General features: G+C 73.3%; 20 protein-coding genes. 13 read left to right on the top strand and 7 right to left on the bottom strand.

Annotation, left to right across the window (positions count from 1 at the left end):
* The first annotated feature begins 2 nt into the window (after positions 1–2).
* Entirely contained in the window at positions 3–812 is an 810-nt protein-coding gene (locus WCD58_RS32765) for a ParB/RepB/Spo0J family partition protein (RefSeq protein WP_337707346.1), read from the top strand.
* 782 nt (positions 813–1,594) lie between these two features.
* Here WCD58_RS32765 and mobF read toward each other — a convergent pair.
* Positions 1,595–6,583 (bottom strand): MobF family relaxase, encoded by a 4,989-nt coding sequence (gene mobF / locus WCD58_RS32760; RefSeq protein WP_337707345.1) that lies wholly within the window; start codon positions 6,581–6,583, stop codon positions 1,595–1,597.
* Between the two features lie 291 nt (positions 6,584–6,874).
* Between mobF and WCD58_RS32755 the strand changes: the two genes are divergently transcribed.
* Both WCD58_RS32755 and WCD58_RS32750 read left to right on the top strand, forming a co-directional pair.
* The gene (locus WCD58_RS32755) at positions 6,875–7,087 is read left to right on the top strand and encodes a hypothetical protein (protein WP_337707344.1); all 213 of its coding nucleotides are present in this window, start codon (positions 6,875–6,877) and stop codon (positions 7,085–7,087) included.
* 52 nt (positions 7,088–7,139) lie between these two features.
* On the top strand, positions 7,140–7,331 hold the full coding sequence (locus WCD58_RS32750; RefSeq protein ID WP_337707343.1) for an RNA-binding S4 domain-containing protein: 192 nt from the start codon (positions 7,140–7,142) through the stop codon (positions 7,329–7,331).
* Between the two features lie 11 nt (positions 7,332–7,342).
* On the opposite strand, the gene WCD58_RS32745 is transcribed toward WCD58_RS32750, so the two are convergent.
* On the bottom strand, positions 7,343–8,296 hold the full coding sequence (locus WCD58_RS32745; RefSeq protein WP_337707342.1) for a hypothetical protein: 954 nt from the start codon (positions 8,294–8,296) through the stop codon (positions 7,343–7,345).
* Between the two features lie 382 nt (positions 8,297–8,678).
* Positions 8,679–8,921, bottom strand: coding sequence for a hypothetical protein (locus WCD58_RS32740; protein ID WP_337707341.1), 243 nt, complete (start codon positions 8,919–8,921; stop codon positions 8,679–8,681).
* A gap of 71 nt (positions 8,922–8,992) precedes the next feature.
* Between WCD58_RS32740 and WCD58_RS32735 the strand changes: the two genes are divergently transcribed.
* Entirely contained in the window at positions 8,993–9,394 is a 402-nt protein-coding gene (locus WCD58_RS32735) for a hypothetical protein (RefSeq protein ID WP_337707340.1), read from the top strand.
* Here WCD58_RS32735 and WCD58_RS32730 read toward each other — a convergent pair.
* Genes WCD58_RS32730 through WCD58_RS32715 form a run of 4 tightly spaced genes read right to left on the bottom strand, consistent with a single transcriptional unit; the run spans position 9,369 to position 11,810 of the window.
* Positions 9,369–9,869, bottom strand: a complete 501-nt coding sequence (locus WCD58_RS32730; protein ID WP_337707339.1) for a phosphatase domain-containing protein — start codon at positions 9,867–9,869, stop codon at positions 9,369–9,371. The two genes, WCD58_RS32735 and WCD58_RS32730, sit on opposite strands and share 26 nt — an antisense overlap.
* On the bottom strand, positions 9,866–10,459 hold the full coding sequence (locus tag WCD58_RS32725; protein ID WP_337707338.1) for a cysteine hydrolase family protein: 594 nt from the start codon (positions 10,457–10,459) through the stop codon (positions 9,866–9,868). The genes WCD58_RS32730 and WCD58_RS32725 overlap by 4 nt, the downstream gene beginning before the upstream one ends.
* On the bottom strand, positions 10,456–11,574 hold the full coding sequence (locus WCD58_RS32720) for a hypothetical protein (RefSeq protein WP_337707337.1): 1,119 nt from the start codon (positions 11,572–11,574) through the stop codon (positions 10,456–10,458). The genes WCD58_RS32725 and WCD58_RS32720 overlap by 4 nt, the downstream gene beginning before the upstream one ends.
* Positions 11,575–11,579: 5 nt before the next feature.
* Positions 11,580–11,810 carry a helix-turn-helix domain-containing protein gene (locus WCD58_RS32715; RefSeq protein WP_337707336.1) on the bottom strand — a complete coding sequence of 77 codons (231 nt, stop codon included), beginning with the start codon at positions 11,808–11,810 and terminating at the stop codon, positions 11,580–11,582.
* A 156-nt stretch (positions 11,811–11,966) separates the two neighbouring features.
* On the opposite strand from WCD58_RS32715, the gene WCD58_RS32710 reads away from it, so the two are divergent.
* Genes WCD58_RS32710 through WCD58_RS32670 form a run of 9 tightly spaced genes read left to right on the top strand, consistent with a single transcriptional unit; the run spans position 11,967 to position 17,068 of the window.
* Positions 11,967–12,188 (top strand): hypothetical protein, encoded by a 222-nt coding sequence (locus WCD58_RS32710; protein ID WP_337707335.1) that lies wholly within the window; start codon positions 11,967–11,969, stop codon positions 12,186–12,188.
* A gap of 5 nt (positions 12,189–12,193) precedes the next feature.
* The gene (locus tag WCD58_RS32705) at positions 12,194–12,454 is read left to right on the top strand and encodes a WhiB family transcriptional regulator (protein WP_337707334.1); all 261 of its coding nucleotides are present in this window, start codon (positions 12,194–12,196) and stop codon (positions 12,452–12,454) included.
* A complete protein-coding gene (locus WCD58_RS32700; RefSeq protein ID WP_337707333.1) occupies positions 12,451–13,257 on the top strand; it encodes a hypothetical protein in 807 nt (268 codons plus the stop codon). The genes WCD58_RS32705 and WCD58_RS32700 overlap by 4 nt, the downstream gene beginning before the upstream one ends.
* Positions 13,254–13,811, top strand: coding sequence for a hypothetical protein (locus tag WCD58_RS32695; RefSeq protein ID WP_337707332.1), 558 nt, complete (start codon positions 13,254–13,256; stop codon positions 13,809–13,811). The genes WCD58_RS32700 and WCD58_RS32695 overlap by 4 nt, the downstream gene beginning before the upstream one ends.
* Positions 13,812–13,955: a hypothetical protein gene (locus tag WCD58_RS32690; protein WP_337707331.1), complete on the top strand. Its 144-nt coding sequence runs from the start codon at positions 13,812–13,814 to the stop codon at positions 13,953–13,955.
* Entirely contained in the window at positions 13,955–14,158 is a 204-nt protein-coding gene (locus tag WCD58_RS32685) for a hypothetical protein (protein WP_337707330.1), read from the top strand. Before WCD58_RS32690 ends, WCD58_RS32685 begins: the two co-directional genes overlap by 1 nt.
* Positions 14,155–16,167, top strand: a complete 2,013-nt coding sequence (locus tag WCD58_RS32680) for a type IV secretory system conjugative DNA transfer family protein (RefSeq protein ID WP_337707329.1) — start codon at positions 14,155–14,157, stop codon at positions 16,165–16,167. The genes WCD58_RS32685 and WCD58_RS32680 overlap by 4 nt, the downstream gene beginning before the upstream one ends.
* Before the next feature lie 2 nt (positions 16,168–16,169).
* Complete coding sequence (locus WCD58_RS32675; protein WP_337707328.1) at positions 16,170–16,310, top strand: hypothetical protein; 141 nt, start codon at positions 16,170–16,172, stop codon at positions 16,308–16,310.
* Entirely contained in the window at positions 16,307–17,068 is a 762-nt protein-coding gene (locus tag WCD58_RS32670) for a hypothetical protein (protein ID WP_337707327.1), read from the top strand. The genes WCD58_RS32675 and WCD58_RS32670 overlap by 4 nt, the downstream gene beginning before the upstream one ends.
* Positions 17,069–17,526: the final 458 nt, after the last annotated feature.

Here is a 17,526-nt window from a genome sequence, read left to right as displayed (position 1 = left end):
CTATGGCCAAGGTCAACCTGGCTGCGCTCGCCTCCACCGACGTACCCGACAGCGATCCGCGCACGGCGCGCACCGCCGGCGCCACCGAACTGCCCGTCGACCGGCTCGCGGTCAACCCGCTCAACCAGCGCACCGACAGCGACGAGGACGCCGACGAACTCGAGGCCATGGCCGAGACGATCCGCGCGCATGGCGTGCTGCAGCCCCTGATCGTCGTTACCACGTCAGCGTTCCTCGCCAGCTACCCAGACCAGGCCGGCGCGCTCGCTGACGCCCGGTGGGTGACGCTCATCGGGAACAGGCGCCTCGTCGCGGCCCGACGCGCACAGCTTCGACAGGTGCCGGCGATCGTCAACGACGGCCAGCTCGGCTCGATGTACGAGATCATGCTCGTCGAGAACGGGAACCGCCGAGAGCTCTCTCCGCTTCGCGAAGCCGAGGCGATCGCGCGGGCACTCGACCACGAGGGCATCACCCAAGACGCGCTCGCCAAGCGGATCGGCCGCACCGGGGCGCACGTCACCTACCGCTTACAGCTGCTGGGCCTGATCCCCGCTCTGCGCGCCGCCCTCGACGCGAAGACGCTCACCGTCGAGCAGGGCCGCGAGATCGGCCGGCTGCCCGACGACGAGCAGGAGCAGATCGCCGCCGCCGGCCCGCCGTACCGCCTGACACCGAAGCCGCTTAACGACGTTAAGAGACGGTCCCGCAGCCTCCCGAAGGGTGACCCGGCGGCGGCCGCCGCGTCGATCCGGGAGCTGTACTCCGGGGACGAGCTCGCGGAGCTGATCCGGCTTCTGCAGTCGGACTAGATGAGTCGGGAGCGGTCCGCCTCCGGTGGTCGGTGCCCCTCGGGTGAGGGTCCGGACGGCCCCGACCAGTCCGTAGACGTTGAGGTCTTTGCGTCCGAGATCGTCACGGCGGCCCTCGTGGCCTGCTCCCACACCCGACCCGTGACCTGCGAGCCCCCGGCGGCGACCTCTTCGAGGAGCGCCGCCACCGCGTCGATGCTCTCCTCGTCGACCAGGCCGGCGAACCCCGGACCACGGCGGCGCAGAACGTCGGTGCCGTGGGTCATGACCTTGGCGTCGCGCGCTCGTCGCTCCCGCTTGCGAACCTCGCTCGCCCCTGGCACCAGCACACGTTCGCACACGTGTTCGATGGTGTGCCATGGCCTGCCAGGGCAGGGTGCTCGTCATGCGTCTGTGGAGGACCTGGCGTGCGCTGCGCCGCGACGGTCGCCGGCTCTCACTGCTTGCCGTGGCTCGCGGCTGGTCGTAGCCCGTCCGGCTCCTCCTCGCAGCCCTCGGACTCGGCGGGTCCTGCCGTCACCTCGGCCGCGCTCCGCGGGCCGCCGGTTCTCCCGGGTTGCAACCCCCTACCTGCATCGCTCCATAGCCGCGCTGGCCATCCTGGGCCCAGTCCCGGGGGGTTGCGACCCGGGGGGTTCGGTGGCGGTCTTCGACCGGCCGGGGTGAGGGCAGGGCACGTCGCCGCTGACCACCATCACCCGTCGTCCCGTCGCTCTTCACCGCCACCTGCTTGATCCGAGGTCCCCGCGGAGCGCCCCCGGAGGGCCGCCGGAGGCACGCCGTCAGGCGTCGGGCTCCTCGTCGTCGACCTGCGGCTCCGGTGCCGCTGGCTCAGATTCGGGCTCGCGCACCGCGGCCTCCGCTGCTGCGGCCTCTGCGGCCGCATCTCGCTCGCGCGCGGCAGTGGCGGCCTGCTCGACCTCGTGCTGGCGGTCGGCGTCCCGTGCGCGCTGGGCCTGCTCGGCGGCGGCTTCAACGCGCCGCTCGTCGGCTACCCGCCGTTCGCGGGCTACGGCGTCCAAGTCGGCCCGTGCGGCGGCCTGGTTGTCCTCTGCGAACCGGGCAGGCTCCTCGGCGGGTTCATGGGCCGGGGGGTCCTCCCGGTCGAGCTCCGCGGCCGGCTCCACCGGGGGCTGGTCGGTGTCGGACGCGTCGTCGAGTTCGGTCCGGGACTCGGGCTCCGTCACGGCCGACTCCGGGTTGGCCGGCCGCGACTCCTCGGCACCGCGATCGACGCGGGTGCGCTCCTCGAGCGCGGCGAGGCGCCGTTCCTCTTCCCGCTGCATGTCGGCGCCCTGCTGCTCAAGCCAGACGCGTGCGATCTCGCGAGTGGTCTCGGAGGCGTCCGGGTTGCGGTAGTCCCGCTCGGCGGACGTGGGCTCGCGCTCGTCCTCCTCGCGGGCCCGGCGTTCCTCGTCGGCCCGCTCGGCCGAGCGCTGCGTGGCGACGTGGTCCTCGAGCGCGGCGAGCCGGTCACGTTCGATGCGGTAGAGGTCCGCGCCCTCCGACTCGAGCCAGAGCCGAGCGATCTCCCGGTCCGTGTCGCCGGTCTCGGGGTCGCGGTACGTCAGTTCAGCTGTCCCGGGACCGTCAGCGACGCGTTCCTTCTCGGTGGCGCCAGGCTCTCGATCCGGGGTCGGCTCGAGGGCCGGCTGGGGGAGGGGCGACGAGCCCGGCTCGGTGGACTCGTCCTCAACGGTGGGCTCCTCGACGAACTCGGGGCCGCGCTGCGGCTGCAGTCCCCGACGGGCGAGTTCGTCGGCGGCCGCGGCATCGGCCTCCCGGTTGGCGGTCTGCCCCTGCCACCACGCGCTGCGGTGCTGGTGCGCGGCCTCCAGCTCGGCGGCGTCGGCGGCGTGCTGCTCGGCGAACCACTCGGAGCGCTCGACCCGCTCGGCCAGCTCCTGCGCCTGCGGGTCGGCCGGGTCGAGACGGCCCAGCCGGGCCCGGCCAAACGCGGCGTCCGCGGCGTACTCGCGGGCGAGTTCGTGGGTGTCGGCGAGCTGCTCGGCGACCCACGGCGGTGCGGCGTCCAGCTCGCGGGTCCAGCGCTCCCGCAGCCCATACAGCTCGGCGTCGTCGGCCTCGCGCAGGTCGCGCTCGCCGTCCTGCTGGTCGCAGCCGAGGGCGTCGAGGGCGCCGCGCCACAGCGCGCGGTGCAGCTCGCGCTCCCGTGAGGGCGGCTCACCGAGCGAGCGCTGCTCGTCGGGGATGCCGGCCAGTTCGCGGTAGGCCGCGTTGATCCCAGCGCGGCGCTGCCACGCCGCCCGCTGGTCGGCCTCGGCGGCGTCGGGGACCTCGCCGAGCGCCTCGAGCGCCCACGCGGGCGGCTGCTCGGCGACCCGCTCACCGAGCAGCGCTTGGCGGGCGGAGGCCAGCGTGGCCGCTTCGCCGATGTAGCGGCTGGTCTCGTCGTCGCCGGTCGCGGCGGCGCTGAGTGTGTTCCAGTCGGCCGGGTCCACGTCTCGCTCGGGGGTGCGGCGGCCCTGGGCGATCCGGACCCGGGCGCGCAGGACGTCGGCCACCGACTCGGCGGTGGTCAGCGACCCCTCGGTGACCTCGCCGAGCAGCTCGGTGGTGTCGTGGCCCGCCAGGTCGGCCTCGCGCAGGGCGCGCAGCAGCCGGTCATGGCCGGGATCGTCCTGCAGGCGCGCCGCGTCGGGCTCGGAAAGCCGGGCGGCGAGCACGTCGTAGTGGCGTTCGCGGGCGGCGCGGGCGGTCTCGACGTCCCAGCGGGCCACGACGGCCGCGAGGCTCTCCAGGTCGGTCTCCGCCGCGGCGCGGGTGCCGGTCGCGGCGTCCTGGGCGCTGCGGTTGTCGAGCACGGCGGCGAGGCGCTCGGCGGCCTGCTCGGTCACGCGCTGCTGGTCGTGCTCGTCGGGCTCGCGCGCGGTGACCAGCCACAGGTGGTTGGCCTCGCGACCACGGGTGGAGCCGACGTAGGCGTGCTCGCGGGTGGCATCGCGGTCGAGCAGCGGGTGCGCAGTGTCGACGGTGAGGCCCTGGGCGCCGTGCACGGTCGTCGCGTAGCCCAGCGCGACGTGCTCGCGCACGTAGTCCTCGGGCAGGCGCGCCACGGCGCCGTCCTCGTCGCGGGCCAGCAGGTCACCGCGGTCGTCGACGGCCAGCACCGTGTACATGGCCCGGTTGGTTACCGGCCGGGCCAGACCGGGCCGGCCGTGGTCATCGACGGCCGGGTCGACGCGCAGCGTGTAGTCGTTGCGGCGGGCCTGGATGCGGTCACCGGCCGACACCTCCTGACCGCCGGTCAACACCCCGAGCGGCTCGGCGGCCACGCGGCCAAGCTCGATGAGGTCCTCGCGGACACGCGCGGACAGCTTCACGGCGTGGTCGTTGGTGCCCACGACCAGCAGCGAGCCCCGCCCGGACAAGGTGTCGGCGAGGTAGGCGCGGGAGGCCTGGTCCTCCATCTCCTCCAGCGACCCGGTGTGCAGCCGGCCGCGATCGGCGTACTCGGGGATGGCGGCGTGGTCGGCGCCGCGCAGCCCCAGCGAGGCGTCGCGCTCCCACTCCTCGCGGAAGCGGTGCACCTCGACGAGCTCGTGGCGCTGGCCCGCATCGAGGGACTCGGCGAGGTGGGCGAACATGCCGCCGGCCCCGACGGCGTCGAGCTGGTGGTGGTCACCGGTGTAGACGACCTTGGCGCCCGCGTCAGCCGCGATGGTGGCGATCCGCTCGAGGTCGGCGGTGGCCGACATGCTGGCCTCGTCGACCATCACCAGGTCGTCCGGCCCGAGAAGATCGCGCGGCGGGGCGCCGTCGTCGCCGATGCCGAACTGACCGAGGAACTTGGTCACGTTGAGGGCCTCGAGCCCGTCACACGCGAGGTTCGCGGTGGCGTTCTGGCTGGTGGCCACGCCGAACACGCGCCCGCCGGTCGCGGTGCCCCACTCGCTGGACAGCGCGCCGACGGTGCGGGACTTCCCGGCGCCGGCAGGCCCGATCAGGACGTCGCCGCCGCGCCCGGATCCGGCGATCCCGACCACGGCGGCGCGCTGGTCGTCGGAGAGGCCCTGCGCGGCCAGGCGCGCGTCGAGCTGAGGGTCGTCGATCCGCGCGCCACGCTCGGCCTGGGCGAGGGCCACGAGCCGCTCCTCGGCGGCGAGGTGCGCGGTGGTGGCGTACCGCTCGTCCATGTGCGGACGGAACCGGGGCCGGCCGTCCTCGCCGGGCCCGGTGCGGCGCAGCGCGTCGGGCACGGCGACGGGCTCGTGCCCGGTCAGCTGCACCACGCCGTGGCCCCCGTCAGGTGCCAGGGCGGCGCGGGCGAGGTCCTCAAGGAACTGGGCGCGATCCGCGGCCGCGACCCCGAGGGCGCCGGCGTCGCCGAGGTGGTTGTCGATCGCGTCGACCAGGTTGCCGAGGGTCCAGGTGGCGTAGCGGGTCTGGATGTCGGCGACCCCGGCGGCCACGGCCTTGTCGAGCCACGCCTGTTGCTGTGCCGCCCGGTCGACCGTCGGACCCGTGACCGTGGCCGGGCCCTCAACGGCACGGTCGTCGCGGTCACGAAGGCGGACATCGGCCATCGGGGCGGCCATGGCCGGGGTGTCCGCCGCGGCCACCCGGGCAGCGGCCAGCGCGGCCGCGTCGACCTGGTCGAGGACCTCCTCGCACCAGTCGCGGCGCCGCTCGGCCCATGCGGCCACAGCGGCCGGCCCGGCCAGGCCGCTCTTGGGCTGACGGGTCGACAGCGTCGCCGCCTGCGCCATCGCCTTGCGCGCAGCGGCGTCGGGCTCGGCGTCGTGGCGCTCGCGGTAGGCCGCCATGAGCTCGTCGACCTTCGCGGTGACCTGGCCGCGGCGGGTGGAAGCTTCGGTGCACAGCTCGGGGTCCACGCCCACGATCTCGCGGGCCAGCCCGTCGGGACGCTCGGCGAACGCCAGCCCGAGCTCCTCGTTGAGCAGCTGCTCCAACGCACGCTCGTAGGCCGTCGCCACAGCCTCCTTGATCGGGCGGAACCCGCGCCCGTCCAGGGCGCCGATATGGCCGTCCTCGGTGCCACCCCGGTTCAGCACGGCGGCGTGGGTGTGCAGCTGCGGCTCGGCCTCCCGCGAGGTGGAGTGCGAGAACGTCAGCACCGTCAGGCCCGTGGCCTGCGCGAAGTCTCCGACGCGGGCGCCCTCGGCGTTGATGCCGTGGTCACCGCGCCGCACGTAGGCGGCGTGCTTCTCGGCGTAGCCGATCGCGATCCGCACGGCCTCGTCGTGGGCCTCGCGCACGGCCTGCGCCTGCTTGGTGAGCCCCGCCGCGAGCAACGAGGCGTAGTAGACGCTGACGCTTTTCGCAGGTGAGAACGTCCAGTCGTAGTACGCGACCGGACGCCGTCCGCTGCCCGCAGCCTGCACCTCGAGCTCGCGCAGCCGCTCCTCGGAGGCGCCGGGCTCCTTAGCGACCAGCTCGGCGAGGCGCTCGGCGGTGTCGCGGTAGCGGCGCGGCTTCGACCCGATCCACGCCGGGTCGGCCTCGCTGGACTCGGGGCGGCGCAGCTGCCCGAACACCGCGCGCACGTCGTCGTCCACGGCGACGTCACCGGGCCGGGCGTCGAGGCCGAGGCCCTCCATGCCCGACCCGAGCCAACGGCCGGCGGGCTCGCCGTGCTCGATCGCGTCGGCGAAGTAGCGAGCGGCGTCCGGGTCCTTGTCGGCGTCGAGCTCGGGGGCCTCCTGCGCCCGCTCCTTGGCGTGCTCGCAGCCCGAGCCGCGCAGCAGGTAGTCGACGGCTCCGGCGCCGACAGCGGTGATCCGGAGCATGCGAGCGACGCTAGGCCGTGATCTTGGCCAGACCTTGATCATTCACATGCATAGGTGTGTGGACTTGTAGGAGATCAACAGGAACGGCCTTGCATCAGCTGTAACGGCAAGGAGTCGCGGTCTTGGCTGAGCGAAGCGAAGTGCAGTGCTGAGCGAAGCGAAGTGCTTGGGGGAGCGGCAGCGACATGCTCTGCTGAGCGCAGCGAGGTGCAGTTTGTGAGTGGCAGCGAACTAGTCTTAGTTGCTCGGAACGAGCGTCCGCAGGATCGGGAACACGTCAGCATGGGTGACGTGTCGGGTGACGACGAGCGCAGCGAGGCGCTGGAGCGCCTGGGCGAGGACGTCGACGAGGCGATGAGCCCGGTGGTCGATGAGCTGTGGGCCCCGATCCTGGGCCCGGTGCTCCGCGAGCTCGACCGCGACGCGGCCGCCAACCCTGGCCCGTCGCCGGAGTCGATCATCGAGCGGATGCGGGCCAACGGCCTCTACGACCCGGAGGGTTGAGCCACGCGCGCCGTGCCGGGGCGCTGTCGGTGCGCCGACCTACCGTCGGCCGGTGACCGACCCGGAGCCTGAGACGACGCCGGCTGCCACGCCCACGGTGCTCGACCGGCTGCTGGCCGCCGGGCTGTCCGAGGACCGGGCCCGGAGCTGGATCGCCAACGGCGGCGCCCGGGTCAACGGGGAGCCGGTCTCCGACCCCGGCGATCCGGCCGCGCCTCCGGCCAGGATCACCCTTCACCCCTGACCGGCCACCGGTCATCGCCGCTGGGCGAGAGCAGCGGCCACGGCCGCCCGCGCGGCCGCCCTGGTGGCCGGTGACGCGATGGGCCCAGATGTCCGCACCGGCTGTGGTTCGGGCGGCCGCCGCCGGCGCCGCTCGTGGCCGTCGACCGCGTGCAGGGTGCCCGGGAGCTCGGCGACGCGGCCTCGCCACGGCGAGAGGCGATGTCCAAGCACCCGCAGCGGGTCCCGCGCGGCCCGCAGCGCGTCGCCACGGGGCTCGTCGGGTCGGTCGGGGTGGTGGTCGAGGGCATGCAGCAGCCCGGCGATACAGGCGCCCTCATGCTGCCACCAGACGGCCAGGACCGCGTGCGCACGCCACCAGACGACTCGTCCGCCCAGCCCGACCCGCTCGAGCAGGGTTGCGGTCGCGGCTTGCCGGTCCGCAGCGGTTGTCGGTCGATCCCACAGAGGCCACGAGGGCGCCGGGCCGTGGTTCTGGTGTCGTTTCAGCCCTCGGGTCTCGCCAAGGGCTTCTTTCTCAACCGCAGGAGCGGGGGGGTTGCCAGTTCCATCCCCAGGCAGGTCCGTGCGCCGCCTATCGCGGGGATTGCCCACGGCGTGCACCAGCCGTTGCAGTGGAACATCGGCAGGGTCCAGAAGCTCGCCCCGTGGGGCGGTCAGGACGTAGCTGGGCGCCCGGTTGGTGTCGGTGCCGAGGAACTCCGCGGTGGCGCCGGTCTCGACGCATACCAGCAGCTCGATCTCGGCGGCCCATACCAGGACCCGCGACACGGTGCGCGGTGAGCAGCCCGCGGCCGCGGCCAGGTGCGCCCGGGTCACGCCAGCGATGAGCCCGGAGTCCCACGCCATGGCGTGCACGAGGGCGCGCCCAATCGCCAGCACCCGTGCCCGGTGGTCGGCGCGCCAGAGCTCGGCGTCGACGAGCCGCTCGAGGCGCCGCAGCGCGGCCGACTGGTCGACCAGCACGACCAGCTCGGTGGGGACCCGGTGCCGCCAGCCCGGGTGCGGGAGGAAATCGCCGGCGCCGACCCGGTGCGCGGCCCGTCGCCGCCCATAGGCCAACGACCGTGACCGCGCCTGGGCGCGTCGGTGTGCGCGCTCCCGCCCCGGGGTTCGGGGCGGTGCGCGATCTGGGGTGGCCGTCGTGGCCCGCGCAGCACGAGATGGCGGCGTGTCGCTGACGCGCGCGCGGGGGCTCGACGGCGGGGTCCGCGCTATAGTCGGCTCCGTCGTGAGTGCCGCACGACGCCGGGGCTTCTAGGTCGTCAGTCCAGGTGCCCGGGTCGCGCGGAGCGGTATGAAGTTCGACGCGAAGCCCCTCGGTTCCCGCCGGGGGGCTTTCGTGTTGTCAGGCGGTCTTGAGTGCCTCCTGAGGGCTGTAGGGGACCCCAACGAGGTCGGCGAGGGCCTCGCCGATGAGGTCGTTGAGGGTCATGCCGCGGCGCTCGGCTTCCTCATCGAGCGCCTTGCGGAGGGGTACCGGCACCCGCGCACGGATCAGCTCGCGCTCACCCTTGCTCGGCCTACCTGGCTTCCTGCGCTCCACAACGGCCGATCCTGCCGTTGCTGAGCACAGGAACAGCGCAGACACGCCGTCACGATCCGCAGTCGGTGCAGGCGAGACCAGCGACGTTGTCGCTGGCCGTCTCTACGCTCGCGCGCATGGGCGACGTGGCGGCACCCGAGCAGCGGGACCTCGTACGCGCGGCAGCCGAGGAGATTCTGGGCCGCGAGGTGCGTCAGAGCTGGCACCGCGACTACCGCCAGATGGCGCGCGGCACCCTCGCCGCGCTCGACTGGGTGGAGGGCCGGCGCGAGACAGCACCGTCCACCGGCGAGTACCGGCGACCCGATGACCGCGTCGTCCTCGGGCGACGCGGATACGAGACGTCAGCGCTGCAGGTCGAGATCAACAACTCTGAGGACTGGGGCTCCGGTCACGTCCGGCCGCCGAACGAGGACATGCACTTCCACGGCGCGGTCTGGTCGCTGCTGAGGTGGTGGCGGTCCCCGACCGACCGTCTCCTCACCCTGGCGATCACGGTGCCGGGCCTGGACGTGTAACCGGCTCCGCGTCCTGGTAGGTCGGCGAGTAGGGCGACCACTGCGCGAGCAGGCAGTGAAACCCGTCCGCACGCAGCGTGGCCACCGTGCGGGCGTCGTCGTCGACCACGACAGCGATGTGCTCGCCGGCGTCGCGCAGCGCGCCGAGCTGCTCGGCCTTCACCTCGCGCGAGGAGCGCGGGTCCATCGACCGCTCCGGGTGCATCAACAGCCGGCCGGGAGGCAGCCCGTGCTGATCGAGCCACGCCTGGGTGGCGCCGCGCGTGCGCTCGGGCCGCCCGGTGACCCACACCAGCCGGTGGCGGGCAGCGAGGCGATGCGCCAGCGCGGCGCCCTGCTCGAGGAGCGGGTCGGTCGTGGCGGCGGCGAAGAACTCCGCCCACGTGTCCGGGGTGACCAGGTGCAGCCGGTGCCGGACGTCGGCGACCACCCCGTCGATGTCCAGAGCGGCGACGGTGCGCGCCTCGCGCGTCACCCGACGGTCAGCTGCAGGCGCTCCAAGGCATCGGCGGAGGTGACGACCTGGTCGCGGCCGATGAACCGGGACGCGACCAGCAGACCCGCGTCGTGGGCGAACTCCCCCGCGTGGCTGGCGACCGCGTCGCTCAGCACCCACGGGCGCAGCCCGAGCTCGAAAGCGTCCACGGCGGTCTTGAGCACGCACGACTCGGTGGCAATGCCGCAGATCAGCAGGTCCGACCAGCCCTGCGACTCGACCAGCGCGGTGCCCTCCTCGGAGAACAGGCTGTAGATGGTCTTGTCGACACGGTGGGCGCCGGACTTCTCCGTGTAGGGCGCCAGGCGCGGGTCGAAGTCGGTCTCCGGCGAGGTCTGCAGCTTCGACCAGTGGATGAGCCGCTCGAACGGCGAGCCCTCGTAGTTGAGGTACCGGGTGAAGACCGTCGCGCCGCCGGCGCGCTGCCACCGGTCGACCAGCTCGACGATGGGCGCCACGACCGGGTCGCTGTTCGGGGTGACGAACCCGTTCTGGACGTCGACGACGACGAGCACGGCGGACTGGATGTCGATCGCGGCGTCGCCGTAGCGCGGCCGCGTGTCGCTCAACGTAGACAATCCAGGGCTCCCGTGATCATCGCTTCGAGGTCAGACGTGGCGAACACGGCACGTCGCATAGCCACACTCTGCCCGGATTCCTGGGCCCGCGGCGAACTCGCCCGCGACCGCATCGCCCGCAGGTAGCGGCGGGCCTCGGCCTCGTCGATGTCGGGGTCGTCGCCGGCTTCCACCTGGTCGAGGACGTGGCGGCAGAAGGCCCAGACCGATTGCGTGAGCAGCTCGGTGTCGACGTGGGTCTGCGGATCGAGCGCGCGAGCGTCCAGCAACGGGCAGTAGGCCACCGCGGACCAGGACGCGAACCCGTAGGACACCCCGGGGAACCCGTAGGACTTGATGCGGTCGTCCTCGAGGTCGCCCTCGCGCAGCAGCCGCTCCTCGACGGCCTCGGCGTTGCCGCACAGGTCGCCGGCCTCGCCCAGCACGATCTTGGGCACCGAGAGCAGCTTCACTGCGATGGGGAGCTGCTCGGCGGGCCACCGGGAGCGGTCGAGCCAGTAGACGGAGAAGACGTAGCCGGCTTCGACGTCGTGGCCCGCGGCTCGAGTGAGCCACTCGCTAGCCCAGGCGAGGACGTCGGTGTACGAGCGGCGCCGCCAGCGGGCGAGCTCGGCGATGTAGGCGAACTGGACCTGCTCGACGACGTGGAAGATCGCGGTGCCCACGTCGAACAGGTAGAGCTCCGCGCCCGGCCGCACCTGGACGCGCGCGCAGGGGACGCCGGCCACCTCGGCCGGCTCGGCCTCGGAGGCCCCCGCGACCGCGGCGGCGCCGTCAGCGCCGAGGAACGTGGTCACGAACTGGTGGCTGGTGACCGCGAAGGTGCTGCGCAGCCCTGGCCCGGTCGGGGCGTCGTCGAGCACACCGAACAGGTGCAGCGCCGAGTGACCGGTGTCCTCGCAGATCAGCGACAGGTAGGGCTCGCTGGGCACGGCGACCGCGCCGGACTGGATGCGCCGCAGGTGGCGACGGACGCTCTCAGGCTCGCCGAGCGCGGTGCCCTTTTGCCGTGCCGCGGCGCAGAGCCTCGATGCCATCTGGTTGACCGAGCCGCGCATCGCGGCCTTGAACGCTTCGTTCGACCGAGCCTCGGACTTCGTCCGCATCGCCATCACCCCCCACCGGCCTCGTGCTTCATGCGCGCGAGCAGCGCCGCGTAGCGCTCCCGTCGTGCCCCCGTCGGGGCCGCCTTTCCGTTCTCCCACGCCGAGATCGTCTGGACGCTGACACCGAGCTCGGTAGCCATCTCGCGCTGCCCGATCCCGAGCGCGCGGCGCAGGGCGCGCCGCTGCTTCGGGTCCGGCAGGACACGGCTCGTACCGACGCGCTCGACTAGGTCCACGCTTTAAGCGAACTTGATGTGGAGCGGTGGCACAAGCCCTATGCGGACACGGTCCGGTGTCCGCGGTGTCCGCGCTGTCATCTGCTCACGTCCTGCTCAGGCGGCTGTCATTGGAACACCAACCGACGCCGCGAGGCGCTGAGCAGAGGAACTGACATGAGCACGATCGCAGCGCTGATCGTCTTCTCCGCCGCTGGTGCGGCGATCTGCGTCAAGGCCCGCGCCGCCGTTCCCGCGCTGATCTTCGGCGCCTTCGCCTTGGTGCTGTTCTGCACCACCCCGCTCGGCTCCGGGCTGCCCGGTGCGCTCGCCGACGTCGCCGGCTGGGTCGGCGACACGGGCGCCGGCGTGGCCGCGGCCAGCGCCGAGGAGGGCTGATCGTGATGCCCGAGCTCGCCCCGACCGACTGGCGTGACCAGGCCGCCTGCCGCCCCAACCAGCCCGCCGCACCTGACCCTGACCTGTTCTTCCCGCTCCCGGGCCAGTCGACGAGTCCCGCTCTCTCGTACTGCGGCCGCTGCCCGGTCCGCGCGGAGTGCCTCACCGAGGCCATCGAGCGCGGTCACGGCGGAGTGCGTGGGGGCATGACCGAGGACTCCCGCCGCCAGCTCGCCCGCACCCGGCGCCGGGCAGCCGCCTCATGAGCACCGCCAGGGAGCACGACTGGAGCACGTGGGCGCTGCGCTGGGTGCCCGCCGGCGTGGTCGCCCTCGGCGCCGCGGTCGCCACCGCCCACGGCCTCTACGAGGTCGCTGTCGCCGCCCGCGTGCCCGACCTCATCGCGTGGCTCTACCCGCTGATCACCGACGGGTTGGCCATGGTCGCCTACGCCGCCGCCGCCCGGCTCTCGGGCCGCGCCGCCGGCTACGCGTGGTCGGTCGTGGTGCTCACCGCGGCACTGTCCGGCCTCGCCCAGGCCGCCTACCTCGCCACCGACACCCTGCAGGCGCACACCGTGCTGCGCTTCGGGGTCGGCGCCTGGCCCGCGGTGGCCATCGCCCTGGTCGCCCACCTGCTGCACCTGCTCGCCGCCGACAGGCCCGCGCCAAACACCCGCCACGTACCACAGGAAGACGCGCCCCGCGCAGCGGCATCGGAGCAGCCGCTCAAGCCGCGCCTCGACGAGCAGGCCCAGCCAGCACCCGCACCGCAGACCGCACTCGCTCCCGCGCCCGTCACCGAGCACGTCGACGAGACGGCCGAGCCCGCGGCGGCCGACCCGGCTCCGGACACGGACGTCGACCCGCGCGTCGTCGAACTGGCCCGCCGCCTCGCCGGCGGCGAGGACCTGACCGGACCCGCGATCGGCGCCGAGCTCGAGGTCTCCGACCGCACCGGGCGCCGCCTGCTGGCCGAGGCCCGCACCTGCCTCGACGAGAACCCCCAGTCCCCACCCCGCCACGGACTGCACCTGATCACCCGCACCAGCGAAGGAGGCACCGCATGACCGAGTTCGACATGGAGCGGTGGGACGAGTTCATCGCCAACGCCGGCCCGTCCCGAGCCGTCCGCTTCGACCCCTCCGTCCCGGGAGGGCTGCGCGCCCTCACAGCCGAGGAGGACGCCGCCCTCGTCGACGCCATCCGGCTGCCCGACCAGCGGCACGGCGACGACCGCGAGCACCTCGCCCGCGAGCTCGTCGACGCCGAGCGCGTCGGCGACCAGGGCGGCCGCGACACCGCTGCCGCGCACCTTGAGGCCCTCGACGACGAGCAGGCACGCGACCAGCGCGCCGACCCGCGCATCCCCAGTCGCGCCGAGCTCGACGCCACTTACGACCGCCTCATCCACGACGGCGCCACCGAGGAGGAGGCCCGGGCGTTCGAGTACCTCGACGCGCGCCGCGACCTCGCCGACGAGCGCACCCAAGCCGAGCAGCAGATGGATCGGTCGTGGCTCGACGAGATCGACGCCCAGCAGTCCGCGCTGGACCGCAACTACCTCGGGGCCGTCGAGCCCGAGCAGCCCCAGCCCGCCACCGATGACCAGGAGCGCGAGTAGATGGCCGACCGACTCACCGCCCGCGGCCGCGACGGCGAGGGCCACCTCATCGTGCACGACCTCATCGCCCTCGAGCCCGGGGAGGACGCCGACGCCGTGTTCACCGACTGGCAGGCCAGCCTCGACGACCAGGAGCGCGAGTGATGACCGACATCGCCCATGAGCAGCAGCCGCGGCCGCTCACCAACAAGGAGCACTCCGACCTCTTCCACGCCGTGTCGGTGCTCTGGGAGCGCGTCCACGGCAGCCCGATCGGCTGCTTCTGCGGCTCCGAGGAAGAGCTGATCGCCACCTACAACGACCTGCGCGCCAAGGCAGCCCAGCTCGACGACCAGGAGCGTGAATGATGTCGGCCCGAACGAACTTCGAGGCATGGCAGTCCAGGGTCACCTCCGATGCTCAGCGCCACGGACCTCGCGCCCTGCGGCTGACCGTCGTGGTCTGGCTCAACATCACGGGCGCCTGCAGGGCGCTGCTCTTAAGGGTCCGACTTTGGGCGCGGCCCCTGGTGGCCGCGATGCTCGCCAGCACCCGCTGGGCGCGCGTGGCTATCTGGATCGCCGAGAGGGCCCGCGCCCGTCGCGTCGTCCTCTGTGCCCTCCTCGCCGGCCTGCTGGCCTGGCTGGTTGGACCCACCAGCGGGCTCGGGCTCATCCTTGCCGTGCCCGCCCTCGCGTGGGCCGGCGTCCTCGCCGGAGTCGGCGTCTACCCGCACACGGCCCGCGGCCGCGTCCGCACCCGCTACGGCCTCGACGGCTGGGCCGGCTTCTGGGATCTGTACCGCCACCTGTCCGCACACGCCGTCCGCCAGACCACGGCGACGATGCGCGTCAGCGTCACCAAGACGCTGCCCGCCCGCATCGACACCCCGGAGGACGTCGACGACGCCGGAGGGCCCGGGTGCGCCGCGGCCGTGCTGGCCCGCCGCGCCCGGCTCGTCGAGCGCCTTCCGATCACCGAATGCGGCACTTGGCTCGGCCGGTCCTCAGTCGGGCCCGTGGTGGGTCTGGAGTGCTACGCGGCGCACCGCGACGTCGTGGGGCTCGTCGCCCCGCCGCAGACCGGCAAGAGCGCGCTCATGGGCCACCACATCCTCGACCACCCCGGCGCCGTGGTCTCGACCTCGACGAAGGCCGAGCTCTACCGCTCCACCGCCGCGCTTCGCGCCAAGGTCGCCCGCAGCGGTCGCGTTGAGCTGTTCAACCCTGAGGACCTGGGTGGGCTCGGCTCCACGTTCCGCTGGGCGCCGGTGCACGGCTGCTGGTCCCCGTCCGTCGCCGCCGAGCGCGCCGCTGCCCTCGTGGGCGCCACCAGCGCCGCGGGCGGGGAGGACGGGACGTTCTGGCTAGACAGCGCCGCGAAGGTACTGCGTTGCTTCCTGATGGCGGCAGCTCTCGACGACCGCTCGATGCGCGACGTCGCCAGCTGGGTCACCTCCCCGACCGACGAGGCCGACGACGCCTTGCAGCTGCTCGAGGACACCTATCGCGACCACGTGCCGCCCGGGTGGGCCGGCGAACTGCGGCAGGTCCTCAAGACCCCTGCGCAGCGCACGCGGGAGAGCATCTTCCTGACGCTGAGCCAGTCGGTGGCGTTCATGGCCGACCCGGCCGTCGCCGACACCTGCTGCGTGGCGCCCGACGAGCCGGTGTTCGACGTGGCTGCCTTCGTCGCCGACCGCGGCACCCTGTACATGCTCGGCTCGGAGCGGCAGCACTCCACGATCGCGCCGCTGCTCGCCGCGCTGACCGGGCACATCTTCGACAGCGCCAAGGCGCTGGCCGCCACGTACCCGCGCGAGCGGCTCGACCCGCCCATGATGCTCAACCTCGACGAGGCGGCGCTGATCGTGCCCGTCCCGCTCGACCGCTGGGTGGCCGACGCCGGCGGCCGCGGCATCCACATCGTCTGGAGCATCCAGAGTCCCTCGCAGCTCGCGCAGCGCTGGGGCGAGCGGGGCGCGCAGACCATCCTCAACGCCACCAACGCGACGCTGTTCTACGGCGGGCTCAAGCTCGACGCCGACCTCGACGCGGTCAGCAAGCTCTGCGGCACCCGCCTCGAGCTGGTGCCCGACCCCGACGACGACGGGGCCGGCCACGCCCGCTACGAGCGTGTCCCGGTCTGCCCGCCCGATCGGGTCCGCACGCTGCCGCAGTGGCACGCGCTGCTGGTGCACCGGGCCACCCCGGCGACCATCGTGCGCATCTTCCCGGCCTGGGAGCGCGCCGACGTGCGCGCCGCGGCCACCCCGCTTGCGGTGCCGTCGATCCGCGACGTGTTTGCCGACGAGGACACATCGTCGGTGGACGTGCCCGGGCAGCGTGGCCAGATCGTCGCGGCAGGGGGTCGCTGACCATGCCCTACGACGTGATGCGCCAGCGGACCTTCGAGGAGGAGGTCGCCAACCTGATCACCGCTTTGGCCAGCTTCGGCCTGTTCGACCTTGAGGTCTACCGGGCCCGCGAGGCCGAGCTGGAGGACCAGGAGCGGGAATGACTAACACCGGAGCGCGGCCGCCGGAGGGTTCCCGTCGTGGGGACATCCTCCGGCAGGTTGCCGGCGAACTCGGCGCCCTGCGTCGCGACGTCGACCGCACCTCGGGGCTGGTCCGCGAGCACGGCGGCCTGCTGGCTGAGGCCCTGCCGCGTCTGGACACCCTCACCAGCGACGTCGCGAAGCTGCGCGGCACCGTCGCCGCGCTCACCGCCGAGGCCGAGGAGGAGGACGAGCGCCAGGCCGCCGACCTTGCCGCTCGCCGCGCCGTCGGGATGGCACCCGAACCGCCCGGCCCGTGGGCCTGGCCAATCCTCGATCACGACACCGCCACCGCCGCGTGGGACAGCCTCGCTCGCTGGGTCGGCGAAGTCTTCTGCGCCTGGTACGCCCCGACCCGCGGGGAGCTACCCGACTGCTGGCCCCTGCACCGCCGCGCCGTGCTCGAGCTGACCTGGTTGCGTCAGACCCACGTCGACGCTCACGCCCGCCACGCCCCCGGGCACCTCGCCGCCGAGTGGCATGGCCGCTGGCTGCCCGCCGCGCTTGCTGGCGTCGCCGCTGCGATCGACCCCGAACACTGCCCGGCCGGCCGGCACCTCATCGACCCGCGCGACCGCACCCGGCGCGTCACCACCTCCGAGCGCGACCGCAGCGCTGCCGAGCCGGCGACGCCGGAGCGCTGGCAACCGCACCTTTGTGCGGCCGTTGAGGCCGACGTCGCCACCCGTCCCGCCCAGAACAGCGGCTCGTCGTCGTAGTGGCTGCCGGTGGTCGCTCGCACCGTCGCCTGGACCGCCCCGCTTGGCACCTCCTGAGCGGTGGCCCGCCTGCCCGGTCGCACGTGCCAGCTTTGCAGTGGACCACCGCAGCGACGATCCGACCTCTTCGAGTCGACGTTCGTGGACTCTCGGTGATTCCCGCAACATGCCGCGCGAGGGAGGGAGAGGCGACTCGTCAGGGATTGGCCCTCGAGCAGATCGATCCGTCCGGCTGTCGATCACGGCTGGGATCGAGCAGCGACCCCGCGCGACTGAGATGATCTTGAGGCTCTCAGTCGCCCGCTGACGGCCGAACCAGGACTGGGTGGGGTCATGGGCTAGGGCGCATCGCCCGAGGGCCTCTGAGCGCGTCCTCGCGGCCCGCTCAACTCTCCGGTGCGCTGCCCATGGCGGGCGGGATATCCCGTCAAGGGAGTCGAGGGGAGCAGGGCGTTTTA

Source organism: Actinomycetospora flava (genome assembly GCF_037400335.1).
Lineage (GTDB): Bacteria > Actinomycetota > Actinomycetes > Mycobacteriales > Pseudonocardiaceae > Actinomycetospora > Actinomycetospora flava.
Note: the sequence above shows the minus strand (reverse complement) of the source record. Positions and strands in the feature narration are given on the sequence as shown.